15 protein-coding genes and 2 pseudogenes are annotated in these 15,302 nt (G+C 63.7%); 9 read left to right on the forward strand and 8 right to left on the reverse strand.

All coding sequences use genetic code 11. From position 1 onward, the window contains the following. The first annotated feature begins 315 nt into the window (after positions 1–315). Positions 316–1,652, forward strand: a pseudogene (locus ACBG85_RS08335) (AAA family ATPase). 24 nt (positions 1,653–1,676) lie between these two features. On the opposite strand, the gene ACBG85_RS08340 reads toward ACBG85_RS08335, so the two are convergent. Both ACBG85_RS08340 and ACBG85_RS08345 read right to left on the reverse strand, forming a co-directional pair. Next, a complete protein-coding gene (locus ACBG85_RS08340; RefSeq protein WP_003941996.1) occupies positions 1,677–1,883 on the reverse strand; it encodes a hypothetical protein in 207 nt (68 codons plus the stop codon). Positions 1,884–2,048: 165 nt separating this feature from the next. Further along, on the reverse strand, positions 2,049–2,261 hold the full coding sequence (locus tag ACBG85_RS08345) for a BldC family transcriptional regulator (protein ID WP_003942029.1): 213 nt from the start codon (positions 2,259–2,261) through the stop codon (positions 2,049–2,051). Positions 2,262–2,552: 291 nt separating this feature from the next. Between ACBG85_RS08345 and ACBG85_RS08350 the strand changes: the two genes are divergently transcribed. Together ACBG85_RS08350 and ACBG85_RS08355 are read left to right on the forward strand one after the other, a co-directional pair. Next, positions 2,553–2,939, forward strand: coding sequence for a DUF4229 domain-containing protein (locus ACBG85_RS08350; protein WP_030535490.1), 387 nt, complete (start codon positions 2,553–2,555; stop codon positions 2,937–2,939). Continuing rightward, positions 2,936–4,039, forward strand: coding sequence for a PLP-dependent cysteine synthase family protein (locus tag ACBG85_RS08355; RefSeq protein WP_212633901.1), 1,104 nt, complete (start codon positions 2,936–2,938; stop codon positions 4,037–4,039). Before ACBG85_RS08350 ends, ACBG85_RS08355 begins: the two co-directional genes overlap by 4 nt. Here ACBG85_RS08355 and ACBG85_RS08360 read toward each other — a convergent pair. Then, a complete protein-coding gene (locus ACBG85_RS08360; protein WP_063314764.1) occupies positions 3,937–4,560 on the reverse strand; it encodes a GNAT family N-acetyltransferase in 624 nt (207 codons plus the stop codon). The two genes, ACBG85_RS08355 and ACBG85_RS08360, sit on opposite strands and share 103 nt — an antisense overlap. Before the next feature lie 122 nt (positions 4,561–4,682). Here ACBG85_RS08360 and ACBG85_RS08365 point away from each other — a divergent pair, with 122 nt between their 5' ends. The 4 genes from ACBG85_RS08365 to ACBG85_RS08380 are packed head-to-tail and all read left to right on the forward strand — an operon-like array spanning position 4,683 to position 6,728. Beyond that, entirely contained in the window at positions 4,683–5,420 is a 738-nt protein-coding gene (locus ACBG85_RS08365) for a 1-acyl-sn-glycerol-3-phosphate acyltransferase (protein WP_054828445.1), read from the forward strand. A 54-nt stretch (positions 5,421–5,474) separates the two neighbouring features. Then, positions 5,475–5,726, forward strand: coding sequence for an HTH domain-containing protein (locus tag ACBG85_RS08370; protein WP_003941869.1), 252 nt, complete (start codon positions 5,475–5,477; stop codon positions 5,724–5,726). A 5-nt stretch (positions 5,727–5,731) separates the two neighbouring features. Then, a complete protein-coding gene (locus ACBG85_RS08375) occupies positions 5,732–6,298 on the forward strand; it encodes a Clp protease N-terminal domain-containing protein (protein ID WP_003941949.1) in 567 nt (188 codons plus the stop codon). A gap of 49 nt (positions 6,299–6,347) precedes the next feature. Beyond that, positions 6,348–6,728: a phage holin family protein gene (locus ACBG85_RS08380; protein WP_003941998.1), complete on the forward strand. Its 381-nt coding sequence runs from the start codon at positions 6,348–6,350 to the stop codon at positions 6,726–6,728. Positions 6,729–6,740: 12 nt separating this feature from the next. Here ACBG85_RS08380 and ACBG85_RS08385 read toward each other — a convergent pair whose 3' ends face one another. Continuing rightward, positions 6,741–7,610, reverse strand: coding sequence for a 1,4-dihydroxy-2-naphthoate polyprenyltransferase (locus tag ACBG85_RS08385; protein ID WP_007728497.1), 870 nt, complete (start codon positions 7,608–7,610; stop codon positions 6,741–6,743). Positions 7,611–7,659: 49 nt separating this feature from the next. Between ACBG85_RS08385 and ACBG85_RS08390 the strand changes: the two are divergent. Next, a pseudogene (locus ACBG85_RS08390) lies at positions 7,660–10,908 on the forward strand (BTAD domain-containing putative transcriptional regulator). 21 nt (positions 10,909–10,929) lie between these two features. Here the strand turns inward: ACBG85_RS08390 and ACBG85_RS08395 are convergent. Beyond that, positions 10,930–11,757: an ABC transporter permease gene (locus ACBG85_RS08395; protein WP_003941848.1), complete on the reverse strand. Its 828-nt coding sequence runs from the start codon at positions 11,755–11,757 to the stop codon at positions 10,930–10,932. Then, positions 11,754–12,761, reverse strand: a complete 1,008-nt coding sequence (locus tag ACBG85_RS08400; RefSeq protein ID WP_003941960.1) for a daunorubicin resistance protein DrrA family ABC transporter ATP-binding protein — start codon at positions 12,759–12,761, stop codon at positions 11,754–11,756. The genes ACBG85_RS08395 and ACBG85_RS08400 overlap by 4 nt, the downstream gene beginning before the upstream one ends. Before the next feature lie 154 nt (positions 12,762–12,915). On the opposite strand from ACBG85_RS08400, the gene ACBG85_RS08405 reads away from it, so the two are divergent. Beyond that, complete coding sequence (locus tag ACBG85_RS08405; RefSeq protein ID WP_050768582.1) at positions 12,916–13,809, forward strand: type IV toxin-antitoxin system AbiEi family antitoxin domain-containing protein; 894 nt, start codon at positions 12,916–12,918, stop codon at positions 13,807–13,809. A 54-nt stretch (positions 13,810–13,863) separates the two neighbouring features. On the opposite strand, the gene menE is transcribed toward ACBG85_RS08405, so the two are convergent. Together menE and ACBG85_RS08415 are read right to left on the reverse strand one after the other, a co-directional pair. Further along, complete coding sequence (gene menE / locus ACBG85_RS08410) at positions 13,864–15,003, reverse strand: o-succinylbenzoate--CoA ligase (protein WP_209908014.1); 1,140 nt, start codon at positions 15,001–15,003, stop codon at positions 13,864–13,866. Further along, on the reverse strand, positions 15,000–15,302 hold the full coding sequence (locus ACBG85_RS08415; RefSeq protein WP_003941976.1) for a DUF3349 domain-containing protein: 303 nt from the start codon (positions 15,300–15,302) through the stop codon (positions 15,000–15,002). Before ACBG85_RS08415 ends, menE begins: the two co-directional genes overlap by 4 nt.

Raw genomic sequence — 15,302 nt, forward strand, 5'->3', positions numbered from 1 at the left:
AAGATTGAAGACGCCGGAGCAGGATTGTGGGAGCCGGTGCGCCCTGCCGAGCCGACGCGGCGCGAGCCGCGCGCATCCGCGCCCGAGCCGTCATCGGACTCGGTTCCCAGCGACGTTCGTAGTCTCTTCGTGGCCCCGGTCGACTCCGGGCCGCTCCAGCAAGTCGCCGGCCAGGCGCCCAGTGCACCCGCCGCTCCGCCGCCGACGACGACCCCAGCGGCTCCGGTGCCAGGTCCCAAGACTCCGGTCATCCAGTATCCGGCAGCGCAGCCAGGCCCGATCAACGGCCAGTTCTCGACCTCGCCTGCGATGCCGATGCAGACCTACGAACCTACGAATCGTGGAGGGTCGCTTCCGGATTCACGAACTGGCGTTCCGCAGCCTGTTCAGAATTCGCAGCCTGTTCGGAACTCGCAGCCTGTTCAGAACCTGCAGCCTGTTCAGAACCTGCAGCCCGGCCCGACGGCGCATTCATCCGCGAGACCGCTCCAGCAACCGCAGGCACCTTTTTCGCCCGGCGTCCATCCGCCCAATCCCGCGATTCGGCAGTTCGGTCATCCCGGCGCTGCGCCGGTGCAGAACGGCCACGCCCTCCAGAATGGTCAGGCCGTGCCGATGGCCCCGCCGACGGCGCCACCTACTCGCGCTCCGATGCCGCAGACCGGACTCACCTCGGCTCCGGACAGTCGCTTCGAGTCCGCTCTCCCGATGACTGCGCAAGATCTCTCGGCTGCGCTCCTCGTCAAGCGGCCTGTCCGGCCTGCCCCGGTGGGCGGCTGGCGCAAGGCGCTGTACACGTTGTCCGGCCGATCGGTGAACCTCGGAAACGGTGCAAAAGAGCAGCACCTCGTCGAGTTGACGCGCCAGATCAACCAGCCGCTGCAGGGCTGCTACAAGGTTGCGGTGCTCAGTCTCAAAGGCGGCGTCGGAAAGACCACGACCACAGCGACACTGGGGTCGATGTTCGGCTCGATCCGCGGCGATCGCGTCGTCGCTGTCGATGCAAACCCCGACCGGGGAACGCTGAGCCAGAAGATCCCGCTCGAAACTCCGGCAACAGTGCGAAACCTGCTGCGCGACGAGAACAGTATCGAGAAGTACAGCGACGTCCGTGGCTACACATCGCAAAATCGACACCGGCTCGAAGTGCTTGCCTCCGACAGCGATCCAGCAGTTTCAGAGGCCTTCAGCGGTGGGGACTACACGCGCACGGTCGACATGCTCGAGAAGTTCTACAGCATAGTTCTACCGACTGCGGCACCGGATTGATGCACTCGGCGATGCAGGCCATTCTCGAAGGTGCAGATTCGTTGATCGTCGTCAGTTCCGGTTCCGTCGACGGTGCACGTAGCGCCTCCGCAACACTTGACTGGCTCGACGCTCACGGTTACAGCAGGCTGGTAGCCACGTCCGTAGCTGTCATCAACGCGGTACGGCCTCGCTCGGGCAAGGTTGATCTGCCGCGGGTCGTCGAGCACTTCGAGCAGCGCTGTCGAGCGGTGAAACTGATTCCGTTCGATCCGCATTTGGAAGAGGGCGCCGAAATCGATCTGGACCGGCTGCGTCCAGGTACTCGGGAAGCGGTGCTGGAGTTGGCTGCGGTGGTTGCGCAGGACTTTCCGGCCTCCCCGTTCGCGTTGACGGGGCGGTAATCGGATAGCCGGGCGAGCCCGGCCCTACGTCGACGCGTCAGTCGGCGGTACGTCCGGACCTTCCGTGCGCTTGCGTCGTGTTTGCTGGTTCACATTCCACAGGAATTCGGGATCGTCATCCGGCCCGCGTACACCGCTCACCGGGGTGCGCGTCGACGGATCGGGCCCGAATGCCTTCCACATCAGAACGATCAATGTCACCAAACCCACCAACGCCAACAGATACAACACGGCGCACCTCCTCAGGGAACTGAAGTCGAGCCTACTCAGTCTCCGCCCCGCTTCACCAGAAGTGGTGCGGACAAGCGTTTCGGCTCAGTGCGCTAGTGCTGTATCTGTCGGGTACTGCAAGATCTGTCGGGTACCGCAAAGTGCTTCGAAGTGAGCTGAAGTTGCTCAGTTGTTGTCTGCTTCGGTGGTCAGCGAGCGCAGAAGCTGCATGACCTCGGTCTCACGGAATCGACGATGTCCTCCTGGCGTGCGAAGCGAGCCCAGTCGTCCTGCGTGTGCCCAGCGGGTCACGGTCTTGGGATCGACATGAAACAATGCCGCTACCTGTCCGGGCGTCATGAGTGCGTCTGCGGCGGTATTGAAGGTTGGTGCGCTCATTGTGAGGTCCTCCATGTTGATGTCGAACGTTTGACGAACAGTGATTCCGAACCGAGCAGTGATTCCGAACTTTGGTTCCGAACCGGTGTGTCGACCAGTTGCCAAAAACCTGCGTCGAGTTTGTTTCGAAGTCCTTCGCTCACATTCGACCGTTTTCTGAGTGGTAGCGCAATGTTTGCACAGATATAGCCGGGTAGTCGATCTTTCAAGAAAAAGTAATGTTTAAGTAAAGGACAAAATGGATATAGCGGGCTCGGTCCCACCCGTATTCGGAATGGGTAACCTGAGAGGGTGAGTCAGTTGTCTGAAAACCCCGAAAATGTTCCTTCTGAGCCGGTCAAGGCCAGTAAACCTTCCGCAAACTCTGGGCAAGCAAAGTCGGCTTCCGGGCCGGTGACCAAGGGTCAACTAGCCCGCGACGTGGTGCTGTACTCGGTCGCTCGGCTGCTGCTTGTCGTCGTGATCGGTGCCGTCATCATCGGTGGCGGAAAGCTCGCCGGCACGGACGTTCCCTTGATCGTCGCGGCGCTGTTCGCAGTTCTGATCGCGCTGCCGCTGTCGTTGCTGCTCTTCGCGAAACTGCGCAAGCGTGTCAATGCGGGCATTGCGGCGGTCGACGCCCAGCGTCGGTCCGATCGTGACGATCTTCGCTCCAAGCTGCGCGGAGACGGGCGGTGACCACGGGGTCGCTCGACGTCGACCGTCGGACCTCACGCCAGTGGGTCGACAACGCGGTGCGGTTGATCGAAGCCGACGCGCAACGCAGCGCGGACACTCACCTGCTGCGCTATCCGCTGCCGAGTAACTGGACCGTCCAGCTTTATCTGAAGGACGAGTCGACCCACATCACGGGGAGTCTCAAGCATCGACTCGCACGGTCGCTTTTCCTCTACGCGATCTGCAACGGCTGGGTTACCGAAGAGACCACTGTCATCGAAGCGTCGTCCGGATCGACGGCTGTCAGCGAGGCGTATTTCGCGAAGTTGCTGGGCCTGGATTTTGTCGCGGTGATGCCCGCGAGCACGAGTCCCGCCAAGATCGCGTTGATCGAGGCGCAGGGGGGACGTTGTCATTTCGTGAGCGATCCGTCGTCGATCTACTCGGAATCGCATCGGCTCGCGAGTGAGTTGAACGGTCACTACATGGACCAGTTCACCCACGCCGAGCGCGCGACGGATTGGCGCGGAAACAACAACATCGCCGAATCGATCTTCACTCAGCTCGAACACGAGGAACATCCGATTCCCGACTGGGTGGTCGTCGGAGCCGGGACGGGCGGAACCGGTGCCACGATCGGCCGCTTTCTTCGTTACCGGAAATTCGACACGGGGCTGTGCGTGGTGGACCCGGAGCACTCCGTGTTTTTCGACGCGTGGCGAGCGAGCGATCCGTCGATCGTCGGTACTCGAGGTTCCCGGATCGAGGGCATCGGCCGTCCGCGCGTCGAACCGTCGTTTGTCGGTCAGGTGGTCGACCGAATGATCAAGGTGCCGGACGCAGGCTCGATCGCGGCCGCACGGCACGCCAGCACAGCCCTGGGGCGCAAAGTGGGCGGCTCGACGGGGACGAACCTGTGGGGAGCTTTTGCGTTGATTGCCGAAATGATGGCGGCCGGGCGCAGCGGCAGCGTCGTCACCCTCCTGTGCGACGGCGGAGAGCGTTACTCGGGGACGTACTACAACGACGAATGGGTGGCGTCGGAAGGGATCGACCTGCTCGGTCCGACGGCAGTGCTGGACGAGTTCGTCCGTTCGGGTGCGTGGACGGCCAGTTCCTGAATCGCCGGCGCCGGACCGTGTGACGGGCGGCTCATCGTCACGCGAGGCCAGGCGTCCAACCCGGACGACTGCTCGTCCGTTCTGATGCGTATCAGGCCGGGGGAGAGCGTGTTCTCGGCCAGGCGCACGAACCCGAGTCGCTCGTAGTACGGCGCGTTCCACGGAACGTCGACGAACGTCGTCAGAGTCACGAGATCGTGGTGATGGTCCGCCGCCCATTCGGTGACGGCGTCGATCAGCTGAGCTCCGAGGCCTTTGCGGGCATGATCGGGGTGAACGGAGACCTGTTCGATATGCGCACCGCCGTCCACGATCTCGACGAGCGCGTACGCAACGGGTACGTCGTTTGCGTCGGTCTGAACCCAGATGTGCTCGGCTGCGAGAAAATCGTTCAACTCGTCGAGCGTCGGCGGTGGATCGTCTGCGATGGCGTCCATCCCGATGTCTCGGAACGGTTCGCCCGCGGCGATCTCGATCTGTTGCAGTGCGGGTAGGTCGGTGGATATGGCCGAGCGGATCACAGAAACCGTTTTACCTCGAGAGTGGAGTTTCTCCCAGCGCTACGCCTTCTGTAACGCAAACCTACGCAACCGTAGGTTGTGTATCGTTTGGTCAAGGGGCACTTCTCCAGCGAGGGCGGACCATGGGCAATCCTGAAGTTTCACTCGACAATTACGAGGCTGTGTACGAGTACTACCGCAGTCATCAGCAGAACCGATTCGTGGCGAAGCTCGCTTATGCCGCATTGGCGCTGAAGTACCGCCCGCGAGTGAGGTACGCGCCGGGTGCGGAAGCTGCGCTGAAGACTCTGCTGGAACGTAAGACGCAGTTGGTCGTGGCGGTCAATCATCTGACCGAGAGCGACCAGTTCACGCTCGCCGCGACCGCGTGGCGTACTCCGTTGCGTCGAGTGATCGGACGGACCCGGGTCCTCGCCAAAGACGAACTCTTCGTTGATCCTTCACAGCGCAAGAAGGTCGACATGATGGGCAGCATCCCGGTTTTTCGCAGCAAGAACTACGGCCTCCGGGCTGTTTCGGATGCCGGCCGAGTGATGATGGACGTCGCGGCCGAGCGTCTGGGCAACGGGGATTGTCTGGCGATTTTCCCGGAAGGGACGTGCAACACCGAAGATCCGACGCGGTTGCAGCACGTCAACAGTGGAATCGGCCACATCATCGCGCGCGCCGAGAAATTGGGATGCTCACCGGCTCTGGTGTCGATCGGCATCAACTACGGTCCGGTGGCCGGCGACGTCAAGGCTGCGAGTGTCTTTGTCGGAATGCCGGTGACCGAACTTCCGGACAAGCCGATGGATATCGCCCGAACTGTGCAGGCGGATTTGCAGGTGGCAGTGAACGGGGCCGTCGCCGGATACTAGGCGCGCCTGTCAATTTTGGTTGACAGATTCCGGTTGTCAACCTAAATTGACATCATGACCGAAGCAACCTCTCTCGCTGCTGCCGCCGGTAGCCCGGATCCCACCGAGGGATTGCGTGCTGTTCGAGCGCTGCGTCGTCTTCTCGAAAAACTCGAGGCCATTCAGGTCGCCAATGCGCGCCGTCACGGATGGTCCTGGCAGGCGATCGCGGAAGCTCTCGAGGTCAGCCGTCAAGCCGTCCACAAGAAATACGCGTCCGCGCAGTCGGAATCGATGCTGCGTTCACTGCGCGAGAAGGGCAGGTAATTGCCATGTTCGAAAGGTTCTCCGCACAGGCTCGAGGCGTCGTTGTCGATGCTGTCGCCGGCTCCGGTCCTGTCACGCCGATGGAACTTCTGACCGCGCTGCTCACCTCTGATCGGGGCATCGCCACCGAGGTGCTCACCGAGTCTGGTGTCACGCTCGACGTGATCCGCCACGCCGGCGCCGGATCGAACGAAGGTAGCTCCAACAATTTCGACGACGACGCCGAGATACTCAAGTCGATCGGCATCGATCTCGATGCGGTTCGGGAGAGTCTCGAGCAGTCCTTCGGCGAAGGTGTGCTGGACGAGACTCCTGTGCCGGACGGCGTCGACACTTCTCGCAAGAGCCGATTCGGGTTCCCTCGTTCACGATTCGAGAAGGACTCCAAGAAGGTGTTGGAACTCTCGCTCCGTGAAGCGCTCGCGCACAAGGACAATCGAATCGGTGCCGAACACATCCTGCTCGGCATCCTGCGTGTCGCCGACGGGCCTACCCGTCAGGCCCTCGAAACGCAGGTCACGATGTCGGTGATCCGTGAGCGCTTGGAAGCGAAGATGAATCGCGCCGCCTAGATTCGGCACGGCTCCGCATGCACGGGGCGGGATGTGCCAGCATTCAGACATGACATTTCTGGCACGTCTCATCATCAACGGCATAGCCATCTGGCTGGCGTCGGCGTGGGTCACCGGCATCACGATCGCCAACCACGACAACGGCACCTGGGGCACGGTTCTCGTGATCGCGGTGATCGCTTTGATCTTCACGGTGGTCAACGCGTTCATCAAGCCGGTAGTGCAGCTTCTCTCGCTACCGCTGCTCATCCTGACTCTCGGATTGTTCACGCTCGTGATCAACGCCCTCATGCTGATGCTGACGGCGTGGATCTCGTCCGGAACGTCCTACGGCTTGACGGTCGACGGCTTCTGGACGGCAGTCTGGGGCGCGCTGATCATCTCGATCGTGAACTTCCTGCTCAGCGCGTTCGTCCCGGACAACCGTTGAGTCCGTCGACTTTCAGGCGAGACTGAGCGCAACTGCGGTCGCGGCACCCCAGACGAGCATGGCGAGTCCGGTGTCGCGCAACGCGGGGATCAGGGCCATACCCTGCCCGCCCGAACGCAGTGGGGCGTTGGCTCGGATTGCCAGTGGCAACGCCAGCAATCCGAGCAATGCCCACGGAGTACGCAGGATCAGCAGCAGGGTCGCGACGAACGGGACGGCCAGCAGGATCACGTGCAGCGTGCGGGTCCTGGCGTCGCCGAGCCGGACTGCGAGAGTGATCTTTCCGGACTCGGTGTCGGTCGGGATGTCTCGAAGATTGTTGGCAACGAGCACCGCGCTCGAGAACGAACCGATGGCAATCGCGCCGGCCAGCCCGGCCAGATCCACCCGCTCGGCCTGTACGAACTGAGTTCCCAGCACTGCAATCAGTCCGAAGAAGATGAACACGGCGATCTCGCCGAACCCGCTGTATCCGTAAGGCTTCTTGCCGCCGGTGTAGAACCAGGCACCGATGATGCAGAACACGCCGACCGCAACCAGCCACCAGGCTGTGGTCGCCGCCAGAACGAACCCGGCTACCGCGGCAACGGTGAAGCAGCTGATCGCCGCGGCCTTCACAGCTCCGGGACTGACCAACTTCGATCCGACCAAGCGCAGTGGCCCGACGCGGTCGTCGTCCGTTCCGCGGATTCCGTCGGAGTAGTCGTTCGCGAAATTCACCCCGACGATCAAGGCCAAGGAGACGATCAGTGCCAGGAGCGCCTTCCACCACACTGCGAGGTCCAGGGACGCCGCGGCTCCGGTGCCGACCAGCACGGGCGCAATCGCGTTCGGGAGTGTGCGCGGCCTCGCGCCTTCGATCCATTGAGCAGCTGTTGCCATACAACGATCTTTGCACTGTGCAATACGATCGAACGCGGTGGATCAGCACATGACTCGAGACGTGAGTGAGCGCGCCAGGTACGCGCAGTCGGGCGAAGACCTGGCAGACATTGCCTTGCTCGGACCCGTTTCGACCAAAGTGGGCGATCGTCTGGTTCCGTTGCCGGGTCCGCGAGCTCGAACTCTGCTGGTTGCGCTGGCTCGCAATCCGGGTGAGCCACGTACCGCGCAGAGCCTGATCGACGACGTCTGGGGGCTGGAGCCGCCGCGCTCACCGATGAACGCCCTCCACACTCAGGTCTCGCGCCTGCGATCTGCACTCCCGGACGGGGCCCTCGAAGTCACGGCGGCCGGATACCGGCTCACTCTCGCTCGGGAGCGTGTCGACCTGGCCAGGGCAGCGGACGCCGCCCGTGGTCTGCGCACCGTCGGCGCCGACGCGTCCGAAGCGCTCGCAGTCACGACCGCGTCATTGCGCCTGTGGCGCGGTACCCCCGGGAGTGACGTCGTCGGCGACGTTGCAGATCGTCTGGCGCTCGACGCAGGCCGGGTGTACGACGAACTGGAGACGGCGCAGATCGACGCGTTGCTCACATTGGGGGAGTACGCGGCAGCCATTCCCCTGGTGCGCGGACGCCATCTGGCGAGCCCATTCGACGACACAGCGGCCGAGGCGTTGATGCGTGCGCTCGCCGGAGCAGGCCGAGTCAACGAGGCACTCGAAGTGTTCGCGGAGTTCCGCAACCACCTCGCCAATCGCCTGGGCGCTGATCCGTCACCCGCACTGGTGACTCTCAACGCGGAACTTCTCGGGGCACCTGCGGCTACACCGCGGGCCGCCCGTGCGATCGGTCTGCGCGCTGCCCCCAACACCTTGCTCGGTCGCGACAACGACATCGACCAGATCGAATCCTTGCTCGCCCGCTCGCGCGTCGTCACCATTCTCGGACCTGGTGGCGCCGGAAAGACCCGTCTCGCACACGAATTGGGCCTGCGCGGATCCGTGAACCAGCCGGGCGTCTCGGTGGTCCTCGTGGAGTTGGCGTCGTTGCGCAGCAGCGAAGATGTCATCGCGGCCATCGGAGGCACCCTCGGAATCAGCGAATCCGATCTGGCGCCAGGCAAATTGACCGTCGGCCGAACGCATTCGGCGAGAGAGCGACTCAAAGAGGCGCTGTCCGCCGGTCCGATGTTGCTCATCCTCGACAATTGTGAGCACGTGATCGGCGCGTGTTCGGAGATCGTGGCCGAGATGATCGCGGCCGGTCGTCAGCTGACGGTTCTGACCACCAGTCGTTCTCCGCTCATGATCAGTGCCGAGGCGGTGTACCCGTTGCCGCCGTTGGCGATCGACGACGGAAGCGGCTCGGCAGTCGAACTCTTCTCGGCGAGAGCCCGTGCGGTGCGGCCCTCTGTTCATCTGGACGTCGACGCGGTCGTCAAGCTGTGTACGACGCTCGACGGACTCCCGTTGGCGATCGAGCTCGCTGCCGCTCGGGTCCGTACCATGAGCGTCGACGAAATCGGTTCGAGACTGCGAGACAGGTTCGCGTTGTTGCGCTCCGATGATCCGACGTCTCCGGATCGGCATCGCACCCTGCACGCGGTGATCGACTGGAGCTGGAATCTGTTGGGCAGCGGGGATCAGATTGCGTTGCGTCGATTGTGCCGATTCCCGGCCGGCTTCACCCTTTCTTCGGCGCAGGCCGTTGCCGGGTGGGGCGAGTTGACCGATGTGGCAAGTGCCGTCGAAGCGCTGGTGAATCAGTCACTTCTTTCCGTCAGCGACGGGCAGGGAGATCTTCGGTACTACATGCTCGAGACTGTCCGTGAATACGGCGAGGAGCAACTCGCCGCGTCCGGGGAGGGACCGGAAGTGATTCGGCGCCTCGACGACTGGGCGATTGCGATCGCCGAGGATGCCGTCGTGCGTGCACGGACGGATCAGCTCCGTCTGATTGCCGACCTCGACGCCGAGCACGACAACCTTCTGGCTGTACTTCGCTGGGCCGTGGAACGCGGCGACGCGGTGACCGTAGCCAACGTCTTCCCCGTCCTTGCGATTCTGTGGGCCGTACGAGGATCGAACTCGGAAATTTCGAACTGGGCGTCGAAGATCGTCGGGGCGACCGCGGACAACGATCTGCGCGACGTGAATGCAGAACTGGTGGGCGCTACGTTCATCCTGGTGGCGATGCATCTCTTCTTCGGAGAGGCCGATCGAGACCATGCCCGTGCGCGGATCCGACTTCGAAAGCTGTTGCGTGAGCGCGATGATCTCGGTCCGTTGTTCGCATTTCTGATCAAGCTGACCACGAGTGGGATCGCCAACCACAAACTTGCGCGGTTGGTGGCCGAAGGCGTTCGCAGTTCCGATCCCGAGACCCGCATGGCGGCGCTGTCCGCGCGTTCGAACATGCGGGAGAACATCGGAGATCTGCGCGGTGCGTTGCTGGACGGGGAGACTCTGTTCGACTACGCCACCAGCATCGGTGACGAGTGGGGTCTGGCGATGGCGGCCCAACATGTCGGGTCGGTTCACAGCCAATCCGCCCGCTATGGCGAGGCCATCGAGTTCTACGCGATCGCGGCGGCGTCGATGGAACGCCTCGGTGCGCGTGACGAGGCGATGCAGCTCATCTGCTTTCAAGCCGGAGCAATGATCGCGGCCGGTGACACCGCTGGTGGTCGGGTGCTTCTCGATCGTGCACGTCCGGCATTGGCGCATTCGGGTGGGACCGGGGCCATCGAAACCGATCAACGGCGCGCGGCGCTCATAGCGAGTATCGCCGAGGCGGATCTCGCGGACGGCCGTATCGACGAGGGCTTGGCTCGGTATCGAGAAGCGCTGGAGCTGTTGGGTTCTGCGATCGAGAACATCTTCGGTGATCCCTTCGTCGTTCTGCTCGGTGCCGCGGCTGTGTGCGCTCACGCAGTTCACGGCCGGCACGAACTGGTGGCGGGCCGCGTTCTGCAGATGAAGGAGTCGAGTGCTCTCAAGCTCGATCCCAACGGTTACGCGGACCTGCCGCTCGCGGGTTCGTTGGCGTCGGCGATCGGGTAGTTCGATCTTGTCACGGGCAACATCGAACGCGGAGTCGAACTGATGGCTTTGTCGTTGAAAATGCCGGGGAGACAAGACTTCGTCTCGCTCCATCACGCGCGCCTCTCCGACTTCGCGGTTGGTCTGGTCGGAGCCGACAGGTGGTCTGTGGAAACCGAGAAGGTATCGGGTTACTCACGCAGAGCGGTCCGCGAAGCAGTGTTGGCTGCGCTTCGCGGACCGGTGCTGGACTAGGTCTGGACGATGGTGCGGGACTTATGTCTTGCGCATGTACATCCGCACGGTCAAAGGTGCCATGACGGCAACGATCACCGCGGCGCCCACCAGCGACCACACGACGTGGATACCGAAGTGGCCGTCGTTGGCCAGCTCGCGAACCGCGGTCACCAGGTGTGAGACCGGATTGACGTTCACGAACTTCTGAAGCCAACTCGGCATGGTGGCAGGATCGACGAACGCATTCGACAGGAACGTAAGCGGGAACAGCACGAGCATCGAAACACCCTGCACCGTGGACGCTTTGTTCATCAGCACGCCCATGAGAGCGAAGATCCAGCTGATGGAGAACGCGCACACCATGACCAGGATCGCGGCAGACAGAATGCCGACCACGCCGCCTGCGGGGCGGTAACCCATCGCGAAACCGACGATGAACGTGATGGTCGTGGCGATGCCGTAGCGCACGACGTCGGCGAGCAATGCACCGGACAGCGGGGCGATACGAGCGATGGGAAGGGACTTGAAGCGGTCGAACACGCCCTTGTCCATGTCCTCACGAAGCTGCGTGCCCGTGACGATGGAACCGGTGATGACGGTCTGGACGAGGATGCCGGGGATGATCGTCGGCAGATATGCCGTCACGTCACCGGCGATCGCGCCGCCGAAGATGTAGGTGAACATCAACGTGAAGATGATCGGCTGGATGACGACGTCGAACAGTTGCTCGGGATTGTGCTTGATCTTGAGAATTCCGCGGTACGCCATCGTGAACGTGTTCGCGAAGCTCTGCTGCAGGCTGATGCGGCGGGGTGCGGCATCCGGCTGGGCTATCGGCGACCGGGGTTTGGTGAGGGTGGTTGTCATGCGACGCTCCGATCGGAGTCGTTGTCGGACTGGGCGTCGTTGCGGCCACCGTCTTCGGGCTGGTGCCCGGTGATGGTCAGGAACACTTCGTCCAGGCTGGGTTTCTGTACGTTGATTTCGTCGACGGCGATACCTTGCTCACGCAGACGGATCAAAAGGTCCGCCGTGATCGACGGGTCGCTCAGCGGGGCGGTGATCCGCCCGACCTCGGGAGTGACACCCACCTCGACGCTCAGCGCAGCGGCGATGAGCGAGCGAGCCTCCTCGGTGCGATCACGATCGACCAGCTTGAGTTGGAGCGAGGAGATCCCGACCGAAGCCTTGAGTTCGTCGGCGGTGCCGTTGGCGATCACGCGGCCGCGGTCGATCACCGCGATGCGATCGGCCAGTTGATCGGCTTCGTCGAGGTACTGCGTGGTGAGCAACACCGTCGAACCCTCGGCGACGAGTCGCCGGATGGTCACCCACATCTGGGCGCGGGTGCGCGGATCGAGGCCGGTGGTGGGCTCGTCGAGAAACAGCAGCGGCGGGCGCGCGATCAGGCTTGCCGCCAGATCCAGGCGTCGACGCATGCCACCGGAGAAGTTCTTCAGCGGTTTGGTCGCGGCCTCGACCAGATCGAACTCCTCGAGGAGTTCCAGGGACTTGGTGCGCGCATCGCGGCGGCTCAGGCCGAGCAGCCGCGAGAAGATCACGAGGTTCTCGGTCGCCGTCAGATCCTCGTCGACGGAGGCGTACTGACCGGTGACGCCGATCAGGGATCGGACCGCGGTGGGTTCACGGCTGACGTCGTGGCCGAAGATGCGCGCCTCACCGCCGTCGGGGCGAAGGAGAGTGGCGAGCATGCGGACGGTGGTGGTCTTGCCGGCGCCGTTCGGCCCGAGGACGCCGAACACCGAGCCGGTGGGGACGGTGAGGCTGACGCCGTCGACCGCGCGGTGCTCGCCGAACTTCTTGACGAGTCCGTCGGCCTCGATGGCAAGAGGCGAAGCTGTGTGGTTCATGGGATGAAGCTTGGCAGACCGATCTTGCATGGACCTTGCGTGGAACTTGCGGTTACTTGCACAGTGCGCGAGGTCGGTGCTCCACAACCGGCAAACAATCCCCAGACGGATCTTGCTTGTCGGTGTGCGGGCGCGGCGGCATCACGCTCGCTGCATGGAGATTCTTACGCGGGCACAGGCTCACCGGGACGGCACCAGCGACGCGCAGTTGCAGCGAGCGGTCAGGCGCGGCGAGCTGCACCGAATCGCAGCGGGGATCTACATGCGCGCCGATCACTTCCGCGAACTCGATGCGAGAGCACGCCACCGCTGCGCTGTCATGGTAGCCACCGAAAGCTGTGGACCAGGCGCAATCGTGAGCCACGCTTCGGCAGCGGTCATGCACGGATTGGATTGCGGCGGATTGCGATTGGACACCGTGCACATGACGCGTAACCGGTGCTCGGGTGGGCGGAAGAGTCAAACCTTGCATCTTCATCCGGCAGTGGTCCCGGCCGAGGAGGTCGTGCTGATCGACGGCGTCGCAACCACGTCGCTTGCGCGAACGTTCGTCGACCTCGCACGGACGACGCCGTTCGAGACCGCCGTGGTGATCGGTGATTGCGCCCTGCGACGTGGGATGAGGCGTGAGAACGTCGACGCTTCGCTCGATCATGCGCGCGGACGGCTGGGAATGAGTCGCGCTCGAGTGGCGGCGACGTTCATCGAACCAGGTGCCGAGAGTCCGGGGGAGTCCATCAGCCGGGTACGCATGCGCGACGACGGTTGGCCGATGCCGACCCTGCAGCACGAGATCCGTCACGGTGGCCGGTTCATCGGGAGAGTCGATTTCTTCTGGAAAGAGCACGGTGTGGTGGGCGAGTTCGACGGGATGGTCAAGTATCGCGGCGACAATCCGGGGAGGGCGGTAGAGCGCGAGAAACTGCGGGAGGACGCGATCCGGGACGCGGGGTTCGAGGTGTTCCGGTGGGTATGGGCGGATCTTCGCGACTTCGAACGTGTCCGCGAAAGGTTCGAGCGGGCTTGCCTCCGCGGAGCCGCGCGCTGATTGTGCAGCCGCGGCGCTGATCAGGCCTGCGGCTGAACAATCGGGCTGCGGCTGCTAGCTGAACCGAGCCACCAGGGCGGCGCGGTCGAGCTTGCCCGGTCCGCGCAGGGGGAGCGCGTCCAGGACGAAGAGTTCCCGCGGCGCTGCGGTGACGTCGAGTGTCCGCTGAGCATGTGCGCGTAGTTCGTCGAGCGTCGGAGCTTCGCCCTCGGGTACGACGACGGCCACCACCCGCTGCCCCAGCCGCGGGTCCTCGATGCCGATCACCGCGCACTCGCGAACGGCGGGGTGATCGGCCAGCGCGGCCTCGACCACCTGCGGTACGACGGTCAGCCCACCGGTGGAGATTGCCTCGTCCAACCGGCCGCTGATGCGCAGGACTCCGTCGACCACAGATCCGGCGTCGTCGGTCCGGAACCATCCGGGTTCGGCGAAAGCGGGGTGGTCGGGAAGCCCGCGGTACCCGGACGCGAGCATCGGTCCGCCCAGCAGAACTCGGCCGTCGTCGATACGAATCTGTGCTCCGGACAACGGGATTCCGTCGTAGACGCAACCGCCGGAAGTTTCGCTCATCCCGTAGGTGCGGACGACGGTGATGCCCGCTTCGGTGGCCTGCGCGAGTACCGGTGCGGGAGTAGCAGCGCCGCCGAGCAGAACCGCGTCGAGCGAAGCCAGAGCCTCGACCGCGGAGCGATCACCGAGTGCCTTGACCAACTGCGTCGGCACCAACGAGGTGTAGCGGCGCGGTCCGCTCATCGCGGCGACAGCGCCCGGCAATGCGGCAGGGTCGAAACCCGCACTGACGTCGACGATCACCGGTCGTGTTTCGGCGAGGACACTGCGCAACAGAACTTGCATCCCGGCGATGTGGTGCGGGGGGAGAACCAGCAACCAGGATCCGGTGCCGCCGAGGCGTTCATGGGTCGCGTCGCCGCTGGCTCGCAGTGCGCTCGCGGTGAGCATCGCGCCCTTCGGGGTTCCGGTGGTCCCCGACGTGGCGACCACCAGCGAGATGCCGTCGTCGATGGGCTGATCGGGGTGCAGAGCGTCGCTCAGTCGGGCCGTCTCGCGTGCGTCGGCCGCAGGGACGGGAAGCACGGCGTCGTGCACGCCGTCCAGGATCTGCGCGATGGCAGGCAGTACCTCGAAGACCGCCTCACCCTGTGGAACAGCCAGTGTGCGAAGAACGTTCACCGGACGTCCGGTCCAGCCAGCGGCCAACCACCGGCAGCCAGATGGCTTCGTACGCGGTCGACGTCGGTTTCGAGTGGCATCTCGTTGGTGATCTTCGTGATGAGGACCTGGATGTCGGTCTTCTCGATGGGTAGATCGCCGTCCTCGATCAACGCGTCGGCGACGGCGTCGACCTCGGTTTCGGAGAGTCTGCGAGTGAGGAGCGCGAAAAGTGGGATGTAGTCCTGCTCGGGGACGCCATTGGGATAGCCGGCCCGCAACCAGCCGACTATCGACGTGAGGAAGGGCGGAAGGGCCAT

Origin of the sequence: Rhodococcus sp. NyZ502, from assembly GCF_041464245.1 — a bacterium.
In the GTDB taxonomy this organism is placed as follows: domain Bacteria; phylum Actinomycetota; class Actinomycetes; order Mycobacteriales; family Mycobacteriaceae; genus Rhodococcus_F; species Rhodococcus_F qingshengii.

Coding starts and splice junctions, on each gene's coding strand:
- ACBG85_RS08345 (WP_003942029.1), bottom strand. CDS start 2,261: ATGAGCGCACCAACCTTCAATACCGCCGCAGACGCACTCATGACGCCC.
- ACBG85_RS08365 (WP_054828445.1), top strand. CDS start 4,683: ATGGGCAATCCTGAAGTTTCACTCGACAATTACGAGGCTGTGTACGAG.
- ACBG85_RS08370 (WP_003941869.1), top strand. CDS start 5,475: ATGACCGAAGCAACCTCTCTCGCTGCTGCCGCCGGTAGCCCGGATCCC.
- ACBG85_RS08375 (WP_003941949.1), top strand. CDS start 5,732: ATGTTCGAAAGGTTCTCCGCACAGGCTCGAGGCGTCGTTGTCGATGCT.
- ACBG85_RS08380 (WP_003941998.1), top strand. CDS start 6,348: ATGACATTTCTGGCACGTCTCATCATCAACGGCATAGCCATCTGGCTG.
- ACBG85_RS08385 (WP_007728497.1), bottom strand. CDS start 7,610: ATGGCAACAGCTGCTCAATGGATCGAAGGCGCGAGGCCGCGCACACTC.
- ACBG85_RS08395 (WP_003941848.1), bottom strand. CDS start 11,757: ATGACAACCACCCTCACCAAACCCCGGTCGCCGATAGCCCAGCCGGAT.
- ACBG85_RS08400 (WP_003941960.1), bottom strand. CDS start 12,761: ATGAACCACACAGCTTCGCCTCTTGCCATCGAGGCCGACGGACTCGTC.
- ACBG85_RS08405 (WP_050768582.1), top strand. CDS start 12,916: ATGGAGATTCTTACGCGGGCACAGGCTCACCGGGACGGCACCAGCGAC.
- ACBG85_RS08415 (WP_003941976.1), bottom strand. CDS start 15,302: ATGGCCCTTCCGCCCTTCCTCACGTCGATAGTCGGCTGGTTGCGGGCC.